General features: G+C 41.0%; 18 protein-coding genes and 1 tRNA gene. 4 read left to right on the top strand and 15 right to left on the bottom strand.

Annotated elements, in window-relative coordinates:
• Window positions 1-116: 116 nt before the first annotated feature.
• Window positions 117-1199, bottom strand: coding sequence for a PucR family transcriptional regulator (locus tag G622_RS0103720; protein ID WP_026509574.1), 1083 nt, complete (start codon window positions 1197-1199; stop codon window positions 117-119).
• Between the two features lie 193 nt (window positions 1200-1392).
• Between G622_RS0103720 and G622_RS0103725 the strand changes: the two genes are divergently transcribed.
• On the top strand, window positions 1393-1584 hold the full coding sequence (locus G622_RS0103725; RefSeq protein ID WP_026509575.1) for a YjfB family protein: 192 nt from the start codon (window positions 1393-1395) through the stop codon (window positions 1582-1584).
• 295 nt (window positions 1585-1879) lie between these two features.
• On the opposite strand, the gene G622_RS0103730 is transcribed toward G622_RS0103725, so the two are convergent.
• The 3 genes from G622_RS0103730 to G622_RS0103740 are packed head-to-tail and all read right to left on the bottom strand — an operon-like array spanning window position 1880 to window position 5289.
• Complete coding sequence (locus tag G622_RS0103730) at window positions 1880-2713, bottom strand: CvfB family protein (protein WP_026509576.1); 834 nt, start codon at window positions 2711-2713, stop codon at window positions 1880-1882.
• Complete coding sequence (locus G622_RS0103735) at window positions 2707-3474, bottom strand: acyl-[acyl-carrier-protein] thioesterase (protein WP_026509577.1); 768 nt, start codon at window positions 3472-3474, stop codon at window positions 2707-2709. The genes G622_RS0103730 and G622_RS0103735 overlap by 7 nt, the downstream gene beginning before the upstream one ends.
• Window positions 3475-3486: 12 nt before the next feature.
• Entirely contained in the window at window positions 3487-5289 is a 1803-nt protein-coding gene (locus G622_RS0103740; protein ID WP_155831408.1) for a DUF6020 family protein, read from the bottom strand.
• A 57-nt stretch (window positions 5290-5346) separates the two neighbouring features.
• On the opposite strand from G622_RS0103740, the gene G622_RS0103745 reads away from it, so the two are divergent.
• Window positions 5347-6945, top strand: a complete 1599-nt coding sequence (locus G622_RS0103745; RefSeq protein WP_026509579.1) for a hypothetical protein — start codon at window positions 5347-5349, stop codon at window positions 6943-6945.
• On the opposite strand, the gene G622_RS0103750 is transcribed toward G622_RS0103745, so the two are convergent.
• Entirely contained in the window at window positions 6916-7353 is a 438-nt protein-coding gene (locus G622_RS0103750; protein ID WP_026509580.1) for a sugar 3,4-ketoisomerase, read from the bottom strand. The genes G622_RS0103745 and G622_RS0103750 overlap by 30 nt on opposite strands.
• A 135-nt stretch (window positions 7354-7488) precedes the next feature.
• Between G622_RS0103750 and G622_RS0103755 the strand changes: the two genes are divergently transcribed.
• Window positions 7489-8646 (top strand): AI-2E family transporter, encoded by a 1158-nt coding sequence (locus G622_RS0103755; protein ID WP_026509581.1) that lies wholly within the window; start codon window positions 7489-7491, stop codon window positions 8644-8646.
• Between the two features lie 2 nt (window positions 8647-8648).
• The gene (locus G622_RS0103760; protein WP_026509582.1) at window positions 8649-10331 is read left to right on the top strand and encodes a GGDEF domain-containing phosphodiesterase; all 1683 of its coding nucleotides are present in this window, start codon (window positions 8649-8651) and stop codon (window positions 10329-10331) included.
• Window positions 10332-10566: 235 nt separating this feature from the next.
• Here the strand turns inward: G622_RS0103760 and G622_RS0103765 are convergent, their stop codons facing one another.
• From G622_RS0103765 to G622_RS0103810, 10 genes are all read right to left on the bottom strand, one after another.
• Window positions 10567-11202 carry a CPBP family intramembrane glutamic endopeptidase gene (locus G622_RS0103765; protein WP_026509583.1) on the bottom strand — a complete coding sequence of 212 codons (636 nt, stop codon included), beginning with the start codon at window positions 11200-11202 and terminating at the stop codon, window positions 10567-10569.
• A gap of 186 nt (window positions 11203-11388) precedes the next feature.
• A tRNA-Gln gene (locus tag G622_RS0103770) sits at window positions 11389-11461 on the bottom strand.
• Window positions 11462-11751: 290 nt separating this feature from the next.
• Window positions 11752-13863, bottom strand: coding sequence for a glutamine synthetase III family protein (locus G622_RS0103775; RefSeq protein WP_026509584.1), 2112 nt, complete (start codon window positions 13861-13863; stop codon window positions 11752-11754).
• A 169-nt stretch (window positions 13864-14032) separates the two neighbouring features.
• On the bottom strand, window positions 14033-15289 hold the full coding sequence (locus G622_RS0103780; protein WP_026509585.1) for a peptidase U32 family protein: 1257 nt from the start codon (window positions 15287-15289) through the stop codon (window positions 14033-14035).
• 12 nt (window positions 15290-15301) lie between these two features.
• Window positions 15302-15943, bottom strand: a complete 642-nt coding sequence (locus G622_RS0103785; RefSeq protein WP_026509586.1) for an O-methyltransferase — start codon at window positions 15941-15943, stop codon at window positions 15302-15304.
• A complete protein-coding gene (locus G622_RS0103790; RefSeq protein WP_026509587.1) occupies window positions 15940-16332 on the bottom strand; it encodes an endolytic transglycosylase MltG in 393 nt (130 codons plus the stop codon). The genes G622_RS0103785 and G622_RS0103790 overlap by 4 nt, the downstream gene beginning before the upstream one ends.
• 16 nt (window positions 16333-16348) lie before the next feature.
• Entirely contained in the window at window positions 16349-18031 is a 1683-nt protein-coding gene (locus G622_RS0103795) for a ribonuclease J (protein ID WP_026509588.1), read from the bottom strand.
• 224 nt (window positions 18032-18255) lie between these two features.
• Window positions 18256-18516: a DUF1292 domain-containing protein gene (locus G622_RS0103800; RefSeq protein WP_026509589.1), complete on the bottom strand. Its 261-nt coding sequence runs from the start codon at window positions 18514-18516 to the stop codon at window positions 18256-18258.
• A gap of 8 nt (window positions 18517-18524) precedes the next feature.
• Window positions 18525-18959 carry a Holliday junction resolvase RuvX gene (gene ruvX / locus G622_RS0103805; RefSeq protein ID WP_026509590.1) on the bottom strand — a complete coding sequence of 145 codons (435 nt, stop codon included), beginning with the start codon at window positions 18957-18959 and terminating at the stop codon, window positions 18525-18527.
• A complete protein-coding gene (locus tag G622_RS0103810) occupies window positions 18959-19234 on the bottom strand; it encodes an IreB family regulatory phosphoprotein (RefSeq protein ID WP_026509591.1) in 276 nt (91 codons plus the stop codon). The genes ruvX and G622_RS0103810 overlap by 1 nt, the downstream gene beginning before the upstream one ends.
• Window positions 19235-19290 lie beyond the last annotated feature (56 nt).

Consider the following 19290-nt stretch of genomic DNA (forward strand, 5'->3'; position numbering starts at 1 on the left):
CGAAAATATTTGCATCAATTATCGATGGCAATACTGCAACCCCAAAATTGCAGCAATTATATACAATGACCGGATATTTGCCTGTGAATCTCACCTATCCGGTCCGCCTGTATGTATCAATAGCGCTCCATATACTTCATATATCTGACTACCATGAGCGCAATCTTAAAGGTTATCGCATCATCAAAAACTCTAAGATCAAGACCTGTGCTCTTCTGGAGTTTATCAAGTCTGTATACCAGTGTGTTTCTATGGATAAACAGCTGTCTTGAAGTTTCTGACACGTTCAGGTTGTTCTCAAAGAATTTATCAATGGTTGTAAGTGTCTCCTGATCGAATCCATCGGGATTTCTTCCTCCGAAGATCTCACGGATAAACATCTTGCAAAGAGGAATGGGCAGCTGATAGATCAGTCGTCCGATTCCCAACTCTCCATAGCTTATAACCTTTCGCTCATCAAAGAAAATTCTTCCTACATCAAGTGCCATCTTCGCTTCCTTGTAGGAACGGCTGACTTCCTTGATCTCGCCTACAACAGTACCTATTGCAATATGAACATTGGTTATTCCCATGGACTCTAAATGTTCCTGAAGTTCAATTGCTGACTTGGAAATCTCATCGGGTCTTCCAAGTTCGGAAACGTCCTTAACAACAATTACGTTATCCTCATCTACTTCTGTTACAAAGTCGCCGCCGTTTCCTGTACCATGTGTGCGTATAAGTTCAAGCACATTGTTTTCACGGATCTTATCAGCGGAGATAATCATTGTTACTCTCTTGGCATCAGCCGGAATATGCAGTTTCTTCGCCCTACTATATATGTCCACAAGGAGAAGGTTGTCAAGAAGCAGGTTCTTGATGAAATTATCTTTATCAAAGCGCTCCTTGTAAGCTACAAGCAATCCCTGTATCTGATAAGCTATCATCTTACCTATAGTATAAATGCTCTCGCCGCTTCCAGCAGCTATGAGAATATATTCAAGCTGCTGCTCGTCATATACCTTAAAGAACTGATGTCCCTGTACCTCCTGTGAATCAGCAGGTGATCTGACGAAGTCCCTGACAGACTCTCCCATATCGGTAAAATCAGGTCTTGTGGCTGCTACCTCGTTGCCATCAACATCGAGCACGGATAAATCCACGTGGGCAATGCCTTTAAGACCGTCTATAGTATTTTGAAGGATCTGATTTGAAATCATAGTGAATCTCCCACAATTAGTTTTTCATTGTTCTTATACCATTCTACTCGATAAATGCATAAAAATCCACAAATTTAATCAATTTTTTTGTTTATTTTATATAATAAATTTTTACATGATAATTACCGATATATGATATAGAAATCCACAAATTTAATCAAATGTACAAGTGGATGTAAGTAAGGAGGTGCCTATGGACATACCCGAATTATCAATGGCCCTGTCAGCCAGTAAGGTTCAGTCAGATTGGGGTACAGCTATGCTGGCCAATAATCTTGATGCCCTGGCAGAAGCAGGAAAGTCCATTGAGGAGATGATGGATGTGTCCGCTCTTGAAAGGTCGGTTAATCCGAACCTGGGTGGCACAATCGACATCAGACTCTGATGAAATCAAAGAGCCTCTTGCGACTCTTTGCTCGCCGAGCGCAGTTGCTTTAGCAACTATTTTCCTCTCGCGCGAGCGCGCATCCATAACGGAGCGCTTTTATCCTGTAGGAAATATAACGGAATTTCTACAGGATAAAATGCCCCGCATATATTATGTAGTTCTTTCCGTTTCGATGAGATAAGTAACGAATCGGAAAACGCTACATAGTATATGCGGGGTTGTTTTATGCGTTAAAGCAAAATCTTAAGTTCTATTTATCATAGTCCGTACTTATACATATCCCCCCGAAGACTCAGATCATCCTAATCTCATTCTCACCGATCTCGATCTTACCTTCTTTTAAGAGGTGTCCTATAGCACGTTTGAATTCGTTTTTACTCATGGACATTTCATCTCTGATAAGCTGTGGATCTGCCTTATCGGTAAACGGAAGGACTTTTCCGTTTTTCTCCATCTTCTCAAGAATGATCTGTGCATCAGAGTCTATCTGCAGGTATGCTTTTTCGCGAACGCTCAGGGTGAGCTTGCCATCTTCCCTTACATCTATTACTCTGGCAGTTATCTCATCGCCAATCTTGATATCTCCATAGAGTTCCTTCTTGGGAATAAGCGCTGAAAAGATGTCATCAACTGCCACAAACAGGCCAAAGTTACTGCTTGTCTCGTAAACCGTTCCGCGTACTCTGTCTTCTTTGTGATAAGGGCTATCTGTACGCAAAAACTCGTAAACATTCATTGTAACCGCAAGTCTTCCGGATTTATCAACATAAAGTGCACAGAGCACGTTTTCATCTTTTTTAACCTTTCTGGTCTGCTCTCTGAAAGGCAAAAGAACATCCTTTTCCAGGCCCCAGTCCATGAAAGCGCCAATCTTACCTACATCGTTAACCTTAAGCATGTTAACCTGACCAAGCATAAGTTTAGGCGTCCTTGTGGTAGCAATAAGTCTGTCATCAGAGTCTTTATATAAGAACACCGTGAGCTTATCACCGATTCCGGCGTCCTCCGGCACCTGCTTTTTAGGAAGCAGCACCTTATCATCACTTCCCTCTTTTTCAGCAAGGTAAACACCAAAATCTACCTTCTTTATAATTATCAGTTCCTGTTTTTCTCCAATTCTTAACATTTCTCTATCCTTTTTATTTCAACTATTGAATATGGTTTATTATTACTGTCATTCAGAAAAGCTGTGTATTCATTATCCTTTACATATATCACAGGGCTTATCTCGTCCCCGAGATACGCCTGCTGCCTGTACTCAGCCCTTATCTGAATATTTTCCCTACTGACTGAGAGGGCCTTCAAGGCATCAATTCCTTCCCTCTCCGCAACCTGGCCAAACGCCTGCAAAGCAATCCTTATATGCTGTCCGTTGTTTACATGATTATTGGAATCAAGGTGATGTTTACCGACCTTTTTCCTGTCAGCCTCATAAATTGCAGCTCCCTCCGGAACAGAAATTTTTCTTGGTGCATAGTCCATAGGAAGCTTTTCATCAAGTGGGTATGTCTGTACTACCAGATCGTCTATTCTGGCAGGGCTTCCTTTTTCCAGATTTATCAGTGACCACACTGAGTTTGCAACTGAGAGCCGCTCTCCCTCATCAGTATCCATATAAAAATTTCTAAGTCCGATAAAGCCTTTCAGATCATAAGGCACAGTTCCTATGGTAACCCTTTCGCCAAGTTTCGGCAGTCTGTTTACCACCACCTGCCAGCTGTTAATCACCCAGGCCTGTCCCTTTCTGCTCATCTCTTCTATTGTAGCCGGTCCCTCCTGAGTCTGGAAGGTTGAGCAATCCTGGAAATAATCGATGAGTGATTCAAAGGTCAGGTATTGTTCAATATCCGTTTCCGTATATCTGATTCTAGAGTCAAAGCTGTACATTGTAGAATTACCTCAGTCAAAATCTGTTGTTTTTCTTCCTTTTATAATAACACAGATTGCAACCGTAAGAGGCATAAGCATTACAATTCCGTACTCATACCTGAAGTCTACCATAGGTGCTGCTATTAAAAGAGTCAGGATAATCGCAAGCTGCAGGATAAAAAGAGGCAAAAATCTCTTACTTTTCGCATCCTTGCGATTAATTATCAAGATAAAAAGCGAAAGGACAACAATCCACGTGTATGCTCCTGCACACCATAACATTCCATATAAAGGAATGAAGCTTCCAAGCTTTATAAGAATCTCTTTACCTTTGACTACTGCCTTTCCTCCAATAAGAGGCGTGGGTATAAGTCCGTAATCATTTTGCATTATTCCATCGATATTTCCTACTTCATAGGGAATATCAGAATACACGTATCCGCCCTCCAAGTCAAACCAGGCACGCAGATAATCTATCGGATGCCTGAATCCAAGCCTGAACCAAAGCCCCAGATATTCTAATTTGTTCTTTTCAAGAACCTCATGGTGACCGGCTCTCACCAGTTCCTTGATATTGTCAGCAAAATCGGGAGCATATAATTCGTGGATATAAGTGGTATCAATAACAGCATCAATTAAACTTTTGTCTTTTTCAGACAGTTCCCTATCTTCTACAAGAACTCTTGCAACCTGCTGAACAGGTAGTGATAAGGACTCAGCGAAATCAGGCCCCGCAATGTTTGCAGCGCTCATGACAGGACCCTTCACTATAATCACAACAGCAATAACTGTTATTGCGGATATGATAAGCTTTGCCGCATCCTTCCTGAATATATAAATTACAAAAGGTATACTGATAAGGAAACCATACCATCCGTTTGACCTAAAAAGTGAAACCATTATGCCCTCAATAGTAAAGGTTATGGCATCAGCTATCGATTTTTTTTCCTTCAATGCCATCTCACAAAGGGTACATCCCATCAGCATCATTATTCCTGCAAATGGTACATCCTTCCATATTGTTACTGCAAAAACAGCATTAAAGGGCACAAGGGCAAAAAAGGCAAGAGGTAGCAGAATCCCCCAAACATTACCCAGAAGCTTTTTTATCTGAACAACAACCCGTGAGCAGCAACCCGCCAGAAACAGCATCTGGAAAACAGTGTAAAAACTTATAGCTTTATTGACATCTCCCGTTATAGAAAGCCCGAGTCTGTAGCACAAAGAGATAACAAGTGTATGCACCACAGGATGATGATTGGACCAGGGAATCCTTCCGATAGCCTGCTCATATTGAACAATGGAATCAGCTGTCATTATCCCGGGATATTCATATAGAAAATATGGAAGCCAGCACAGCATACATATAATAAATGCCAGCAGAAAGACCGTTGTATCTCCCAAAGGCATATTTCTTTTATTATTCACAGCGGTATTTTTCAGACCGCCGTTACAGGCTGCTTTTGCTTTACCGAAGCCAAATGGTTCCCCTATTCCAAACACCAGCTGGAAGACTCTGAAATACGAAAGGAATAGTCCGACAAACATGATCCCCATTCCCAATATTTTGAACAGGGAGCTTGAAAATCCGGCAACAGAAGCCTGTCCAAATAATAAAACAGCCACAATCGATAAGAGCAAAGCAAAAGTGATAGCCGGTATCATTCCCTTCTTCTTATTTGCCTGCACCTTTTTTCCTATATAATAGAACACTCCGAAAAATATAAGAGTAAGCGGATTTCTTACCGTTATACAGCACAAAATCTGCAGGCCCCAGGTGCACATGAACGCTATGAGCGCATTCTTCAATTCTTTTGTCTCTAAATTACACATATCTGCTATAATCCTTTTAGAATAATTGGCAAAAAGCCTTAAGGAGTAGTAATTCCAATGGAACACTCAAGTATTTCCCGTAGTACAACCATCAGAATAAATGAACTTATTTATTATATATATTTCCTGTGTCTTTTCGGAAGCCGCGCAGTAGGTCTCTATGATGGCCAAAAGCTTTACAATGCTTTCCTTGTGCTCGGTGCCGGTTTCTTTGTTATTAAGATTTGTACAACAAGACATATTCTTGCTGAATATATTGGAAGCTTTGCTATGCTTTTTATCGCAGGCCTCACTTACATCTTTTCCGGTGAAAAGGGACTTCTAATATACTTTACCATGATGCTTGGCATGAAGGGTATTGCAAAGGAAAAGGTCATCCGCACAGGTCTTTATGTCTTAGGTATTTCTTATTTCATATTATATTTTCTGTCGGTAACAGGACTTATAACCGAACTAAACCACATGAACAAGCGCTCCGGCTATGGTTTTTTGATGCGGCACTCCCTGGGATATCCTTATCCCAACACAGCTCATACAACATTTCTGATACTTGTCATTCTGTTCTTTTATTTATATAAATCAGAATCTACCATCAAACTGATAAAAGCGTCTGTTATAGCAATGCTGCTAAACCTATATATCTATGTCTACACAGTAAGTTTAACAGGCCTCATATCAGTGACAATTTATCTTCTTGTGAATTTCTATCTTCAGAAGAGAACCGGACGTTCAAAAATCGAAAACGTCCTTATATTATTATTATTCCCTGCGGTTGTAATTTTCTCCATCGCAGGACCTCTTCTGGCAAAAGGAGATATCTTCTCTTTTATGAATAAGCTCCTTCACAAGAGATATGAATACGCCCTGTACTTTCTTACAAATGAAAAGGTCACTCCTTTTGGTTCATATTTCAAGGCACCTCCGACAAACTGGTATATGCTGGACAACTCCTTTTTATATCTGTTCTTACAACTTGGAGTAATCTCATTTATAGTTGTCTGCATTATCTATATCCTATGGATAAAGAACCTGATAGATGAGGATCAAAGACCTGAACTTGCAGTTATGATAACCTTTTGCTTTATTGGAATGAGCGATCCGTTTCTTTTTAATTTAAGTTACAAGAACATAACCTTTATATTTATAGGCTCATGGCTCTTTAGTGAGTTTGCAAAAAGATCTGATAATCTCCCTAAACTGCTAAGGAAGGATTTTATCCTGCTTCCCATCGGAGAAAAGGAGCTAACCTTTAACACAGGCAGTCTTGCAAAAATAAAGTCAATTACGTCAAAAACATTTATTAAAACCGGTAAAAGTTTTATAGCATATACTATTATTTTTGCTGCTGCTTTATTCATTGGCTATGCCGCTTATACCGGAACTCATACTGAACCCAAAATACTGTATGTTGATTCCAAAATTGCTGACCCTTATTTTTCACACAGCAACATCGAAATGACTATGCAGGATGTAAACACAGCCCTCGCTGAAGGCAATCTGGTGGAAGGCTATGACGAAGAAGATCCCACAATGTATGTCTTCAAGAAAAAGGCTCCGCATATGGAATACATACGGAGCGCGCTGACCTGCGGTGTCTTTTCAGGCCTTATCCTTGTACTTCTGATATCAATTATCGGAGCCTTCCGTAAAGGTTGATATTTCCTTTACATACTCGTCATAATCTCTTATATATTCGTTGGCATCATAATGTTCACTGGCCAGTACTAAAAGAACTGAATCCGGGCTGAATTCATACATCTCTTTCCATACCATGTTAGGGATGTAAACCCCGGTATTTGGTCTGTTTAGGCAGAAAATTGCTTCATTCCCTGCTCCGTCCATTACCTTTACTTTACTTGTTCCTGCAACATTTATCAGCACAAATTCCGTTTTTCTGTTGGCATGCTGTCCACGTACAACGGTGGCATCACTTCCATACATATAGAATGCTCTCTTTATATCGAAAGGGATATCTTTTCCTCCCTCAACGATGACAAGCTGTCCCCTCTCATCACCCATATCCTTGAACTCTATCATTTTTACCCTGTCTGTATGATTAAGCATCTTTTCACTCCTATCCGTATATTATTAAACGAAACTTAATAGTTTTTTAATTGAATCATAGTCACTCAAATACTAGAATGTACTTATAAAATACAATAGATTGGGGGTTTGTGCAATTAAGGCACATCGTTAACTATGAACTTCTTAAAAAAATGCATGAACCAGAAATGGTTTCCCTACACCGTAGCAGCATGTTCTGCAGTAATTGTTTATTTAGCCCTGTCACATCTGGGATTACTATTTAACGGGCTTAGCATACTTGGAAAATATTTTGCTCCTGTAATCACAGGTCTGATACTGGCATATGTAATTCATCCGCTAGTAGCCTTTTTTGAAAAAACTATTCTGTCAGGAATAAAGAAAAATGGAATAAAGAGGCCGCTGGCTATTTTGCTTGCATTTCTTGTAATACTCCTATTTATCGCCATATTGATGCTGGCGCTGATTCCTCAGCTCATTGACAGTATTTCAACCTTTGTAACAAACATCAACAGTTATTCCACATCCCTTGAAGAACTGCTGACTAAATTCAGCAACAGTGCAAGGCATTTTAATATTGATCTGTCAGGCATAACAAGCAGAATCAATACCTTTCTGTCAGAGCTGGCTCAAAAGCTTCCTGCTGCATTAACCCAGATAATAAATGTTTCTGCCGGAATCGGTAAGGGATTCTTCAACTTCATCCTTGGTTCTATTTTGGCAATCTACTTTTTGGCAGGTCAGGAAAAGCTTGTTGCCGGCACCACCAGACTTATGAAGCTCTACATAAAGCCCGCAGCCTATGAAAAAATGGGCAATTTCTGGAGCAGAAGTAACGATATCCTAAAGCGTTACATTGCAGGAGATATCCTTGATGGACTTATCGTGGGCATTGCAAACTGGATTTTCATGATGATCACCGGAATGTCATATTCCGTACTCATATCACTTTTTGTCGGAGTAACCAACCTTGCACCCACCTTCGGACCGATTGTAGGTGCTATATTAGGAAGCTTTATCCTGGTACTGGTTAATCCCATGCATGCACTGATTTTCCTTATTTTTACAATTGTACTTCAGACTTTGGACGGATACGTTATAAAGCCAAAATTATTCGGCGATACCCTTGGTGTATCAGCTGTCTGGATACTTGTCACATTGGTAGTCGGCGGAAGAATGTTCGGTATAGCCGGCATCATGCTCTCTATACCATTCGCTGCTATCTTTAATTTTTCGTATCAGGAATGGATCCAGAAAAAAGAGGCACAGGTCTCTTCTAAGGATGAACTGACGGAACCTAATAAAGAGGAATAACTATGAACGTTGAGGAGTATACATATCATGAGCTAAAGCAAATGATGGATTATATGAAACGAATGTATGACACAGTTCGTCTTGTTGACCCTGTTGAGTGTCGCGAGATAACTGTGGATACCTCCGGCGAAATTCACTATGAAAAAGAGTGCTACTCCGCCTGGAATGCCGCTTCACGCTGTTCTAACTGCTCCAGCTACAGAGCTGTAATGAGCGCCCAAAGACAATCCAAGGAGGAAATATACGATAATCACAGGTTTCTTATACAATCCATACCAATCAAGCTCATTCTTCCCGACAGAAACAATTTTGCCTGCGTAATGGAGCTGATAAGCATAGATGAGAATGAATGTGACTGCAGCAGCGCTGCACCAACAATCATTGCAGGTGAAACAGGCAAGCAGATGTCCCAGGGAATGACTGAAGCTGATTATGTGGCAACTCATGACCTCCTCACCAGACTTTATAATCTTGATGGAATCTGCCGTGAGGTCAGAAGACTCCTTGTGGATGATCCCGAAACAGAACGCGTACTGATAACCGGGGATATAAGGCATTTTCGTATATTAAATGAGCGCTATGGTGTTCAGCGTGGAAATGAAGTGCTGATAGCCATTGCCGATATGTTAAGAAAAAGCTGTGGCCCTGATACTGTATATGGCAGAACCCATGCTGACCACTTTGTTCTTTGTATGCCCGAGAACCGTTTTGATGAAGGCGTATTCATGGATGCTGTGGAAGAAATCGGAAAAATGATAGATACCGAAAACTATCATCTCTATTTCCATCTTGGTGTATTCAGGATTGAGGATCCCGACATCCCTGTAACAATGATGATAGACAGGGCTGATCTTGCCCTTCAGACGCTCCATGACAGACGTGAGAACATTCTTACGTTTTACACAAACAAGCTCTTAAAACAAGCTGAGACAGAAACGGATTTTCTCAATAATTTCAAATCCCTTCTGGATGATGGCCAGTTCCATATTTTCCTTCAGCCTGTTTTTGATGCAAATATGAATGTAACCGGAGCTGAGGCCCTTACAAGATGGATTAAACCTGACGGAACCACTATTTCATCCGATAAGTACATCCACATCCTTGAAAGAGGCGAACACATAGCAATGCTTGATACCCGCAACTGGGAGCTTGTTATGAAGCAGCTTCGTTCCTGGCAGAATACTGCAAGGCACAATTTTGTCATATCCGTAAACGTATCTCCCAAGGATCTTTTCTACATGGATGCCCTTAAGAAGGTAAAAGAGCTGGTCCACGCCTATAATGTCGATCCCAACAGGCTAATCCTTGAATTCTCAGAAGTGGATCTTATGAAGGATACGGAGCAGCATCTGGCCATTATTGATCGTTTCAGGCAGGAAGGCTTCAGAGTAGCCATAGATAATTTCGGTGCAGGTAATCTCTCCATCACCATGATAAAGGAACTCCACACCGACTATGTAAAAATCGATAAATCCTTTATAGCAGATTGCGACAACGATGAACGAAGCAGAATGGTTCTGGAAGCTTCCGTCAAACTGGTCCAGCAGCTGGGAATGAACGTAGTTGCAGAGGGCGTGGAAACAGAGCAGCAATACGAATACCTAAAATCCATAGGCTGCAACAAATTCCAAGGATTCTACTTCTCACATGCAATCCCCATTAAAGACTTTGAAGAGAAGTACTAAAAGAGCTTTCATTACGCCCAGCCCCTACGATATCCATTTGGAACTGCACAGTTCCAAACGGATATCTTCTGAGCCGGGCTGTTTATGAAAGCTAGAACAAAGAGTCGCGCGCGAGCGGTATTGCGAAGCAATTAAATACCTTTATGATAAAATACAAAAGCCGAACCTCTAAGAGTCCGGCTTTACTTCAAAACTTTATTCAATAGTTATTATCTTAAATTGTAAGTAATCTATGTTATCTTAATGATATCCTTGCCACATCGATAATTATAGAAGGTATATGCTGATACATCATAAACAGGATGTGTACTGTAATGGGTATATATATGTTTCTTGTGCAGAAAAAGGCGATAGCATAGGGAATTGCAAGGACCATGGCACTAACAACTCCAAGTGGAAGATATGCATAGCTAAAGCCGCACAATACAAGTCCAAGTACAAATGTCAGCATAGCTGATGTAGCACTATCAAAATCCATAAGCGCTTTGCGGAAAAAGAGTTCCTCAGAAACAGGACATAAGAACAATAATGTTATAGCATAGAGGAATTCACCTATGTAGCTGTTCTCCCAGGTGATGCCGTATGTGCCATCCAGCACACCTATGAAATTATCCATTATCAGGTTCTGCTTAATTATATAAGCAAGCTGTGTGGCAACAGCTGTAAGTACAACGGGTATCCAGAATTTCTTAAAGCTTCTGAAATTACGTGAATACTCAGCAAAAGAAAAATCCTTACTATAGTACACAAGTAAAACCAGGTAAAACACAAAGAATATATAAAGTGTCTTAAACGGCTTTATGATGCTAAAAGCTATAAATAACAATTCCCATACAATAGGAAAAGCCAAATTCTTAATTTGCGATTTCACAACCCACCTCTAAGTCAGTTTTACCATATTTTCGAATATTATATCACAATAATACATGATGTTTACATAATATTAATAATTCTTAAGATTTCCAGTGTCTACAATCATGTCCGCCCGGCTTATTCTTTTGTAAAACAAACATTGAATATAAAAAATACTCCCCAGAAGTAATTCTGAGGAGTTTAGCTGGGCTAGTAGGATTCGAACCTACGGAGTGACGGAGTCAGAGTCCGTTGCCTTACCGCTTGGCGATAGCCCATCGACAAGAATGAATTATACGTAAGTTTAGGATAAAATGCAAGCACTTTTTTTAATTTTTTTAAAAATATTTTCTACGAGGACCAGAGTTTTCTCTATTAGCCTTATACTACTGGTTTTTCGCAAAGCTATTAAATAATAGTTTTTTTTAAAATATCTCCATTTTCCACTTTCATGGCGCATAACGTTATTGTCATCAGAAAATTTTTACTCTCTTTTTATTAACTTTTAAAAAATCCCAACCACAGACGAAAGGAATTCCTATCGTCTGTGATTGGGAAATATTGATTATCAGCCCTCAAAGAGGAGATCAGCATATGTCGGGAACGGCCAGTCATTTTTATCAACCAGCATTTCCAGATTATCTGCAGGAATTCTAAGAGCTGTCATTGTAGGAACAACCTTATCCTTGCAATAATATGCACGCTCTCTTGCATCCACTATTGTTCTTGCCTTCTCTTCTTCCTTCTTAAGCTTATCAAGCGCCTTCTTCATGGCGTTAAGCTCGCCTGTTATCTCTTTAAGCTCACTTACCATTACAGAGGCATCACAGCCTGTATTTGTAACTTCATTGATATCTGCAGCCAGTCTTCCTGCATACTTCATAACAGCGGGAATAATCTGCTTGCTTGCCATATCTATCATTGTAAGAGCTTCGATATTGATTGTCTTTGAATATGTAGCAAAGATAATCTCCTGTCTGGATTCAAGCTCTGTCTTTGTAAATACGCCAAATTTCTTGTAAAGCTCTACTGCCTTTGTGGTTGTAAGAACTTCTGCTGCCTCAATTGTTGAAGGAATGTTGGGAAGTCCTCTTCTCTCAGCTTCCTTCTTCCACTCATCAGAATATCCGTCACCGTTGAAGATTACTCTCTGGTGCTCTGTGAGATATTCCTTGATAATATCATGTACTTCCATATCGAAATCAGATGCCTTCTCAAGTCTGTCTGCTGCCTCACAGAAAGCCTCTGCTACTATAGTATTAAGAGCTGTATTTGAGCTTGCCATAGAATCTGATGAACCTACCATACGGAACTCAAACTTGTTACCTGTAAAGGCAAAAGGTGATGTACGGTTTCTGTCTGTAGCATCCTTCTCGAATTCAGGAAGTGTGGAAACACCTGTCTTGAGCTTTCCGCCACGTTTTGATCTCTTGGCTTCACCTGTCTCTATAAGCTGGCGAACTACGTCCTCAAGCTGCTCTCCAAGGAAAATAGAGATTATAGCCGGAGGTGCCTCATCTGCGCCAAGACGGTGGTCATTACCTACATCTGAAGCGCTCTGTCTAAGTATATCTGCATGACGGTCTACTGCCTTAACAATGCATGCAAGTACAAAAAGGAACTGAATGTTTTCATTAGGAGTATCACCGGGATCAAGAAGGTTTACTCCATTGTCTGTGCAAAGTGACCAGTTGTCATGCTTACCTGAACCGTTTACACCGGCAAAGGGCTTTTCATGAAGAAGACATCTCATATTATGATGCTCTGCAACTCTCTTCATGGTCTCCATGATTATCTGGTTGTGATCTACAGCTATATTTGCTGTCTCATAAATAGGTGCGAGCTCGTGCTGTCCGGGAGCTACCTCGTTGTGCTGAGTCTTACCTGGAACACCAAGCTTCCAAAGCTCATTATTAAGATCCTTCATAAACTCTCCAACGCGCTCTCTGATAACGCCGAAGTAGTGATCCTCCATTTCCTGTCCCTTAGGCGGCTGTGCTCCGAAAAGAGTACGACCGGTAAAGATAAGGTCAGGGCGCTTTAGGCTCTTCTTCCAGTCTACAAGGAAGTATTCCTGCTCAGGTCCAACAGATACATTTATTTTTTTAGCATCAGTATTACCAAAAAGATGAACAATCCTGAGAGCCTGCTGACTTACAGCCTCCATGGATCTAAGAAGCGGAGTCTTCTTATCCAGAGCCTCTCCGTTATAAGAGCAGAAAGCTGTAGGTATGCAAAGTGTAACACCTGCTCCTGATTCCTTCAAAAACGCAGGAGAAGTTATATCCCATGCCGTATATCCTCTAGCCTCAAATGTTGCGCGAAGACCACCTGACGGGAAAGATGACGCATCAGGCTCGCCCTTAATGAGATCCTTTCCGGAGAAAGAAGTCATCATGTGTCCATCGCCTCTGGCGCTTGTTATAAACGCATCATGTTTTTCTGCAGTGATACCAGTAAGTGGCTGAAACCAGTGAGTGTAGTGTGTAGCACCATTCTCCATAGCCCAGTTTTTCATTGCATTAGCCACGGCATCTGCTGATGCAAGTGAGAGATCTCCGCCATTTTCCATGACCTGGACAACCTCTTTATACACGCTCTTGGGCAGACGCTCACGCATCTTCTCAAGTGTAAATACATTTTTGCCAAATAATTCTTCAACTTTGACCTGCTCGCTCATATACACCTCATTTTTTTAAAATAATAATTTCGCCAATGATTGTACACTATTAATAGAAAATACACAAACAAAACTGAAATCAATTCTTAAATCAGAATAAAAAGGAATTCCTATATGATAAGAAAAAATCCGGTTCAAACGCATGGGATGAACCGGGTTAAAAAGCTCTTTAGCAGGATATATTTTCTGATTTACCTGTGTGAACTCGCAAGATATCATATTTTTCAGTTTCTTTGTCCAACTTTATGTAAAGCACCTGCTTGGGATGAGGACAACTTTCCATTGCCTCTCCGTTTTCATTGGTAATACCGAGAACTTTAGTCTCAATATCACGTCCGTCAGGCTTCATGATCTCGATGGTGTCACCAACTGAGAATTTATTTCTCTGCTCAATCTTCGCACGACCGTCCTCTGTAACCTCACCCACAATACCAAGATATGTATATTCATTCACATAAGTGTTGGCGTCATATATCTGAGCTTCATCAGATGGCTTTCCAAAATAGAAGCCTGTGGTGAACTGTCTGTATGTACATCTTGAGATCTCATCAAGATACCAGGGCATATTCTCTTTGTACTTCTCTTCAGATTCGAAGTAATCATCAATAGCCTTACGATAGGTTCGCGCAACAGTCGCTACGTAAAGGGCTGTTTTCATGCGTCCCTCGATTTTGCAGCTGTCAACACCGGCGTCAACCAGCTCAGGAATATGTTCTATCATGCACAGATCTTTTGAATTGAAAATAAAGGATCCTCTCTCATTTTCATAGACAGGAAGATATTCGCCGGGTCTCGTTTCCTCCACCACAGCATATTTCCAGCGGCAAGGATGTGTGCATTCTCCGTGGTTAGCATCTCTTCCGGTAAAATAGTTAGATAACAAGCATCTTCCGGAATAGCTTATACACATAGCTCCGTGAATAAAGCTCTCAACCTCCAGATCATCCGGTATGTTCTCTCGAATTTCTTTTATTTCTTTAAGTGAAAGCTCCCTGGCTGCAACGACTCTCTTGGCACCAAGATCCGCCCAGAATTTATAGGTCTCATAGTTGGTGTTATTTGCCTGTGTAGATACGTGGATATCAATCTCAGGGCATATTCTTCTCGCCATCATGAACATACCAGGATCTGCGATAATAAGCGCATCAGGTCCCAGTTCCTTTAATTCATGAAAATACTCCTCAGCTCCCTTAAGATCATCATTATGAGCAAGGATATTAGCAGTTACATGTACATGCACTCCATGCTCATGAGCAAATTTTATACCCTCTGCCATGTCATCATGGCTGAAATTTTTTGCCTTGGCGCGAAGTCCGAAGGAGTTACCTCCTATATAAACCGCATCCGCTCCAAATATAACTGCTGTTTTTAGTACTTCAAGGCTGCTTGCAGGTATAAGCAGCTCAGGTTTACGTCTTCTACTCATTATTTACCTCTTTTATAACTTCAGCGACATTGCCATTCCGTCGCCCACATTTAATATTACACTGGATAGCTCCGGATCATGTTTGATTGCAAACAGATACTCCCTCATTCTCTCATGGATGGTCCTGTTGCGTCTTGTCACCGCAAAGCGTGATTCCATCACATCGCCGTCCTGTAACACGTTATCAGAAAGGAGCAGCCCACCGGCCTTAAGTAATCTCTTACAATCCGGTAAAAAATTAATGTACTGACCCTTTGCAGCATCCATAAAAATAAAATCATACTGCCCGGAGAGCTCTGCCAAAATGTCGGCTGCATCCCCCTCAAGCAGTGTGATTTTATGGTTGGTATCGTATTTATCAAAGTTTTCATGAGCCACCGGTATACGTTTCTCAAACTTCTCAATAGTCGTAATCTTAGTATCCGGATCTGAATAGGTTGCCATCAAAAGTGCAGAAAAGCCTACCGCACAACCAACCTCCAATATGTTCTTAGGATGATTCATCTGAAGAAGGAACTTAATAAGACTCTGGGTATCCTTCCTTATTATCGGAACATCTCCCGAAAGCGATTCTCTTTCAAGCTCATCTAAAAACGGCTCATTGCCCTGATCCAGTGAATTGATGAAGGTACTTATTCTCTCGTCACTGATCACTCCGCAGCCTCCTTGTCAGCTTCTATGCTAGCTGCACACATGATTCCGATTATCTCATCCGGTGTCATTGAAGGACTAAGATCATAGGTTCCCGGAGCGATCATTCCGTGATATTCAGAAAAACGCTCCTGCAACCAAAATAGATTTTTATCCTTAACAAGTCCACGGTTCTCCAAAAGCTCCGCAATCTCTGTCACCGACATACTGTCAGTTATCGAAATCGTCACGGTTCTGGTATCATACTGTGAAGCCGGTGTCTGATTGTAAATATGATATCCGTAATCATAAGCCACGGATGCATATTTACTAATCATCATTATGCAAACAATAACCAAAAAACCTTTTACGATGGTATCCAGTATACCTAATCCAACACCTCTGGCGTCCATAACTCCTCTTTTCACATCAGTAATTAGAATCCATGATTATTGGAAGTATCATGGGTCTTCTCTTAGTCTTTTTCCATATAAAGTCAGACAGGACATCCTTAACTATATTCTTAAGCTTGTTCCAGTCGGTTATGTTCTTATCAAGTGCCTCAGTGATCTCATCAAGAACAAGATCAGTAGCATCATCTATAAGCTGATCTGATTCACGCACGTAAACAAATCCTCTGGAAACGATGCTGGGTCCTGAAATAAGCTGAGCATTTTCCCTGTCTATACCGAATACAACAATGACTATACCATCCTCAGCCAGTCGCTGTCTATCGCGCAGAACCACATTACCCACGTCTCCGACGCCCAATCCGTCAACAAGTATCGCACCTGTAGGCACCTTACCAACAACCTTGGCACTCTCCTCCTTAAGCTCAAGAACATCACCGGATCTTATGATGAAAATATCATCCTTATCCATTCCAAGTCCCATTGCAATATTCTTCTGGGCAATGAGGTGCTTATACTCACCGTGAACAGGAATAGCATATTTAGGACGTACCAGTGTATATATCAGCTTAATATCCTCCTGGCAGGCATGTCCTGAAACATGTACATCCTGGAAAATAACATCAGCTCCTCTCACAAGAAGATCGTTGATGATATTGGTAACCGCCTTTTCATTTCCCGGTATAGGATGTGATGAAAAGATAATTGTATCACCGGGGTGAATGCTAATCTTTTTGTGCTGACCGCTAGCCATACGGCTCAGTGCAGCCATGCTCTCTCCCTGACTTCCCGTGGTAATGATAACGGTTTTATTGTCGGGATAATTCTTTAACTGGTCTATATCCACAAGGGTGTTATCAGGGATCTTAATACATTCGAGTTTCTGGGCAATATCTATGATATTGACCATACTCCTTCCCTCTACTACAACCTTTCTTCCAAACTTGTAAGCAGTATTTATGATCTGCTGAACTCTGTCCACATTGGATGCAAACGTAGCAACAATGATTCTTGAATCAGAGTGTTCTTCAAAAAGAGAATCAAATGTCTTACCAACAGTTCTCTCAGATGCTGTAAATCCGGGACGTTCTGCATTGGTAGAATCACACATAAGTGCAAGAACTCCCTTTTTACCAATCTCTCCAAATCTCTGCAGATCGATAGGATCACCAAAAACAGGTGTGTAGTCCACCTTAAAGTCTCCTGTGTGGACAACTATTCCCGCAGGTGAATAGATTGCAAGTGCAGCAGCATCTACGATTGAGTGATTTGTTCTGATGTACTCAACCCTGAAATCTCCAAGATTTATTGACTGTCCAAACTTTACAACCTTACGTCTGACCTTCTTCAAAAGGCCGTGCTCTTCAAGCTTATGTTCAATTATGCCCATCGTAAGTCTTGTGGCATAGATTGGAGCATTCAGCTCCTTAAGTACATAGGGAAGAGCTCCTATGTGGTCCTCATGTCCGTGTGTTATTACGAATCCCTTGACTTTATCAATGTTATTTTTCAAATATGTAATATCCGGAATAACCAGATCAATTCCCAGCATATCATCATCCGGGAATGACAGACCGCAATCCACTACAATAATACTGTCCTCATATCTGAAGGCAGTAATGTTCATACCAATCTGTTCCAGGCCGCCAAGCGGAATCACTTGCAGTCCTGAACCAGAATTATTCGTTTTCTTTTTATTCAATCAGTTTATCCTCCAATTTGTTACAAAGCTAAAAAGTTTAACCTGAGGATGGAAATAATCTCCAAAACATTAATAGAATTCCGAACATTTTCCCTTGTTCATAGTTCGGATAATCCTGAATGGTCACTTCAATCGATCCGATGTAACTTTAAAGCCATTAAATATTTTTAGATTCCTACGCGCATCACCGTTTTTTACGTTAAAGAAATCACTATTATCATTAATCAATCTAATCCGATATCATCTTCTTCAAGAAGCTTTCTGAAAATAACAGCTACCGCCTCAAGCTCCTTGTCATCATCGACGATGGTATAGTTTGCCTCAGCTTCATTCTCAGCTGAATCATCACGCAAAATAAGCGCCTCTCCGTCTCCATCTTTAGTATCTGTAACAAGAATATAAGATTTTGCTCCTATCACAGTCTGTTCCAACACAAAAAAGTCCACCGGCTCTCCGCCTTCAGGACGAAATGTAATCTTTTCCATATATTTTATTATTTAACCTCTGCTTTATCACGGTTATCAAGATAATCCTGCAAAATTATCTGAGCCGCGATCATATCTACGTATTCTTTTCGGTCGGCCTTCTTGATACCCACTTCATCCATAATGGCATCCGCCTCTACCGTCGTCAGGCGTTCATCCCACATTATCACAGGGATGGCAGTGCGTCTCTCAAGCTTGTCCCTAAACTCTTCTGATAACACAGAGCGCACAGATTCAGACTGATCCATATTAAGCGGAAGTCCCAGCACGATCATTTCCACTTTATACTCCTGGATCAGTTCCTCTATACGCGCAAGCGTTTTCCGAAGCTTGTTTTCATCTTTTCTACGGATAATCTCCTTGGCCTGGGCTGTAAGCAAAAGCTCATCGCTGATTGCAACCCCCACGGTCCTCGATCCGTAATCCAAACCCATAATTCGCATTATTTTCTGGACCAGTTATTATTCTTAATGTACTCCGTGAGCATCTCCTCAACAAGTTCGTCTCTTTCAACTTTCATGATAAGGCTTCTTGCTCCCATATGGCTGGTAATATAAGTCGGATCACCTGACATAATGTATCCAACTATCTGATTGACCGGGTTATATCCCTTCTCCAGAAGTGCTTCATATACGATTGAAAGCACCTTCTTAACGCCTGTCTCAGGATCAACCTCAACTTTAAAAAATTGTGTGTTTCCAAGATTAGTATCTGCCATTTTGTTGTCCTTTCTTGATTTATATATAATTCGCAGTCACCCTGCGCTACTTTATC

This window comes from Butyrivibrio sp. LC3010 (genome assembly GCF_000424385.1).
In the GTDB taxonomy this organism is placed as follows: domain Bacteria; phylum Bacillota; class Clostridia; order Lachnospirales; family Lachnospiraceae; genus Butyrivibrio.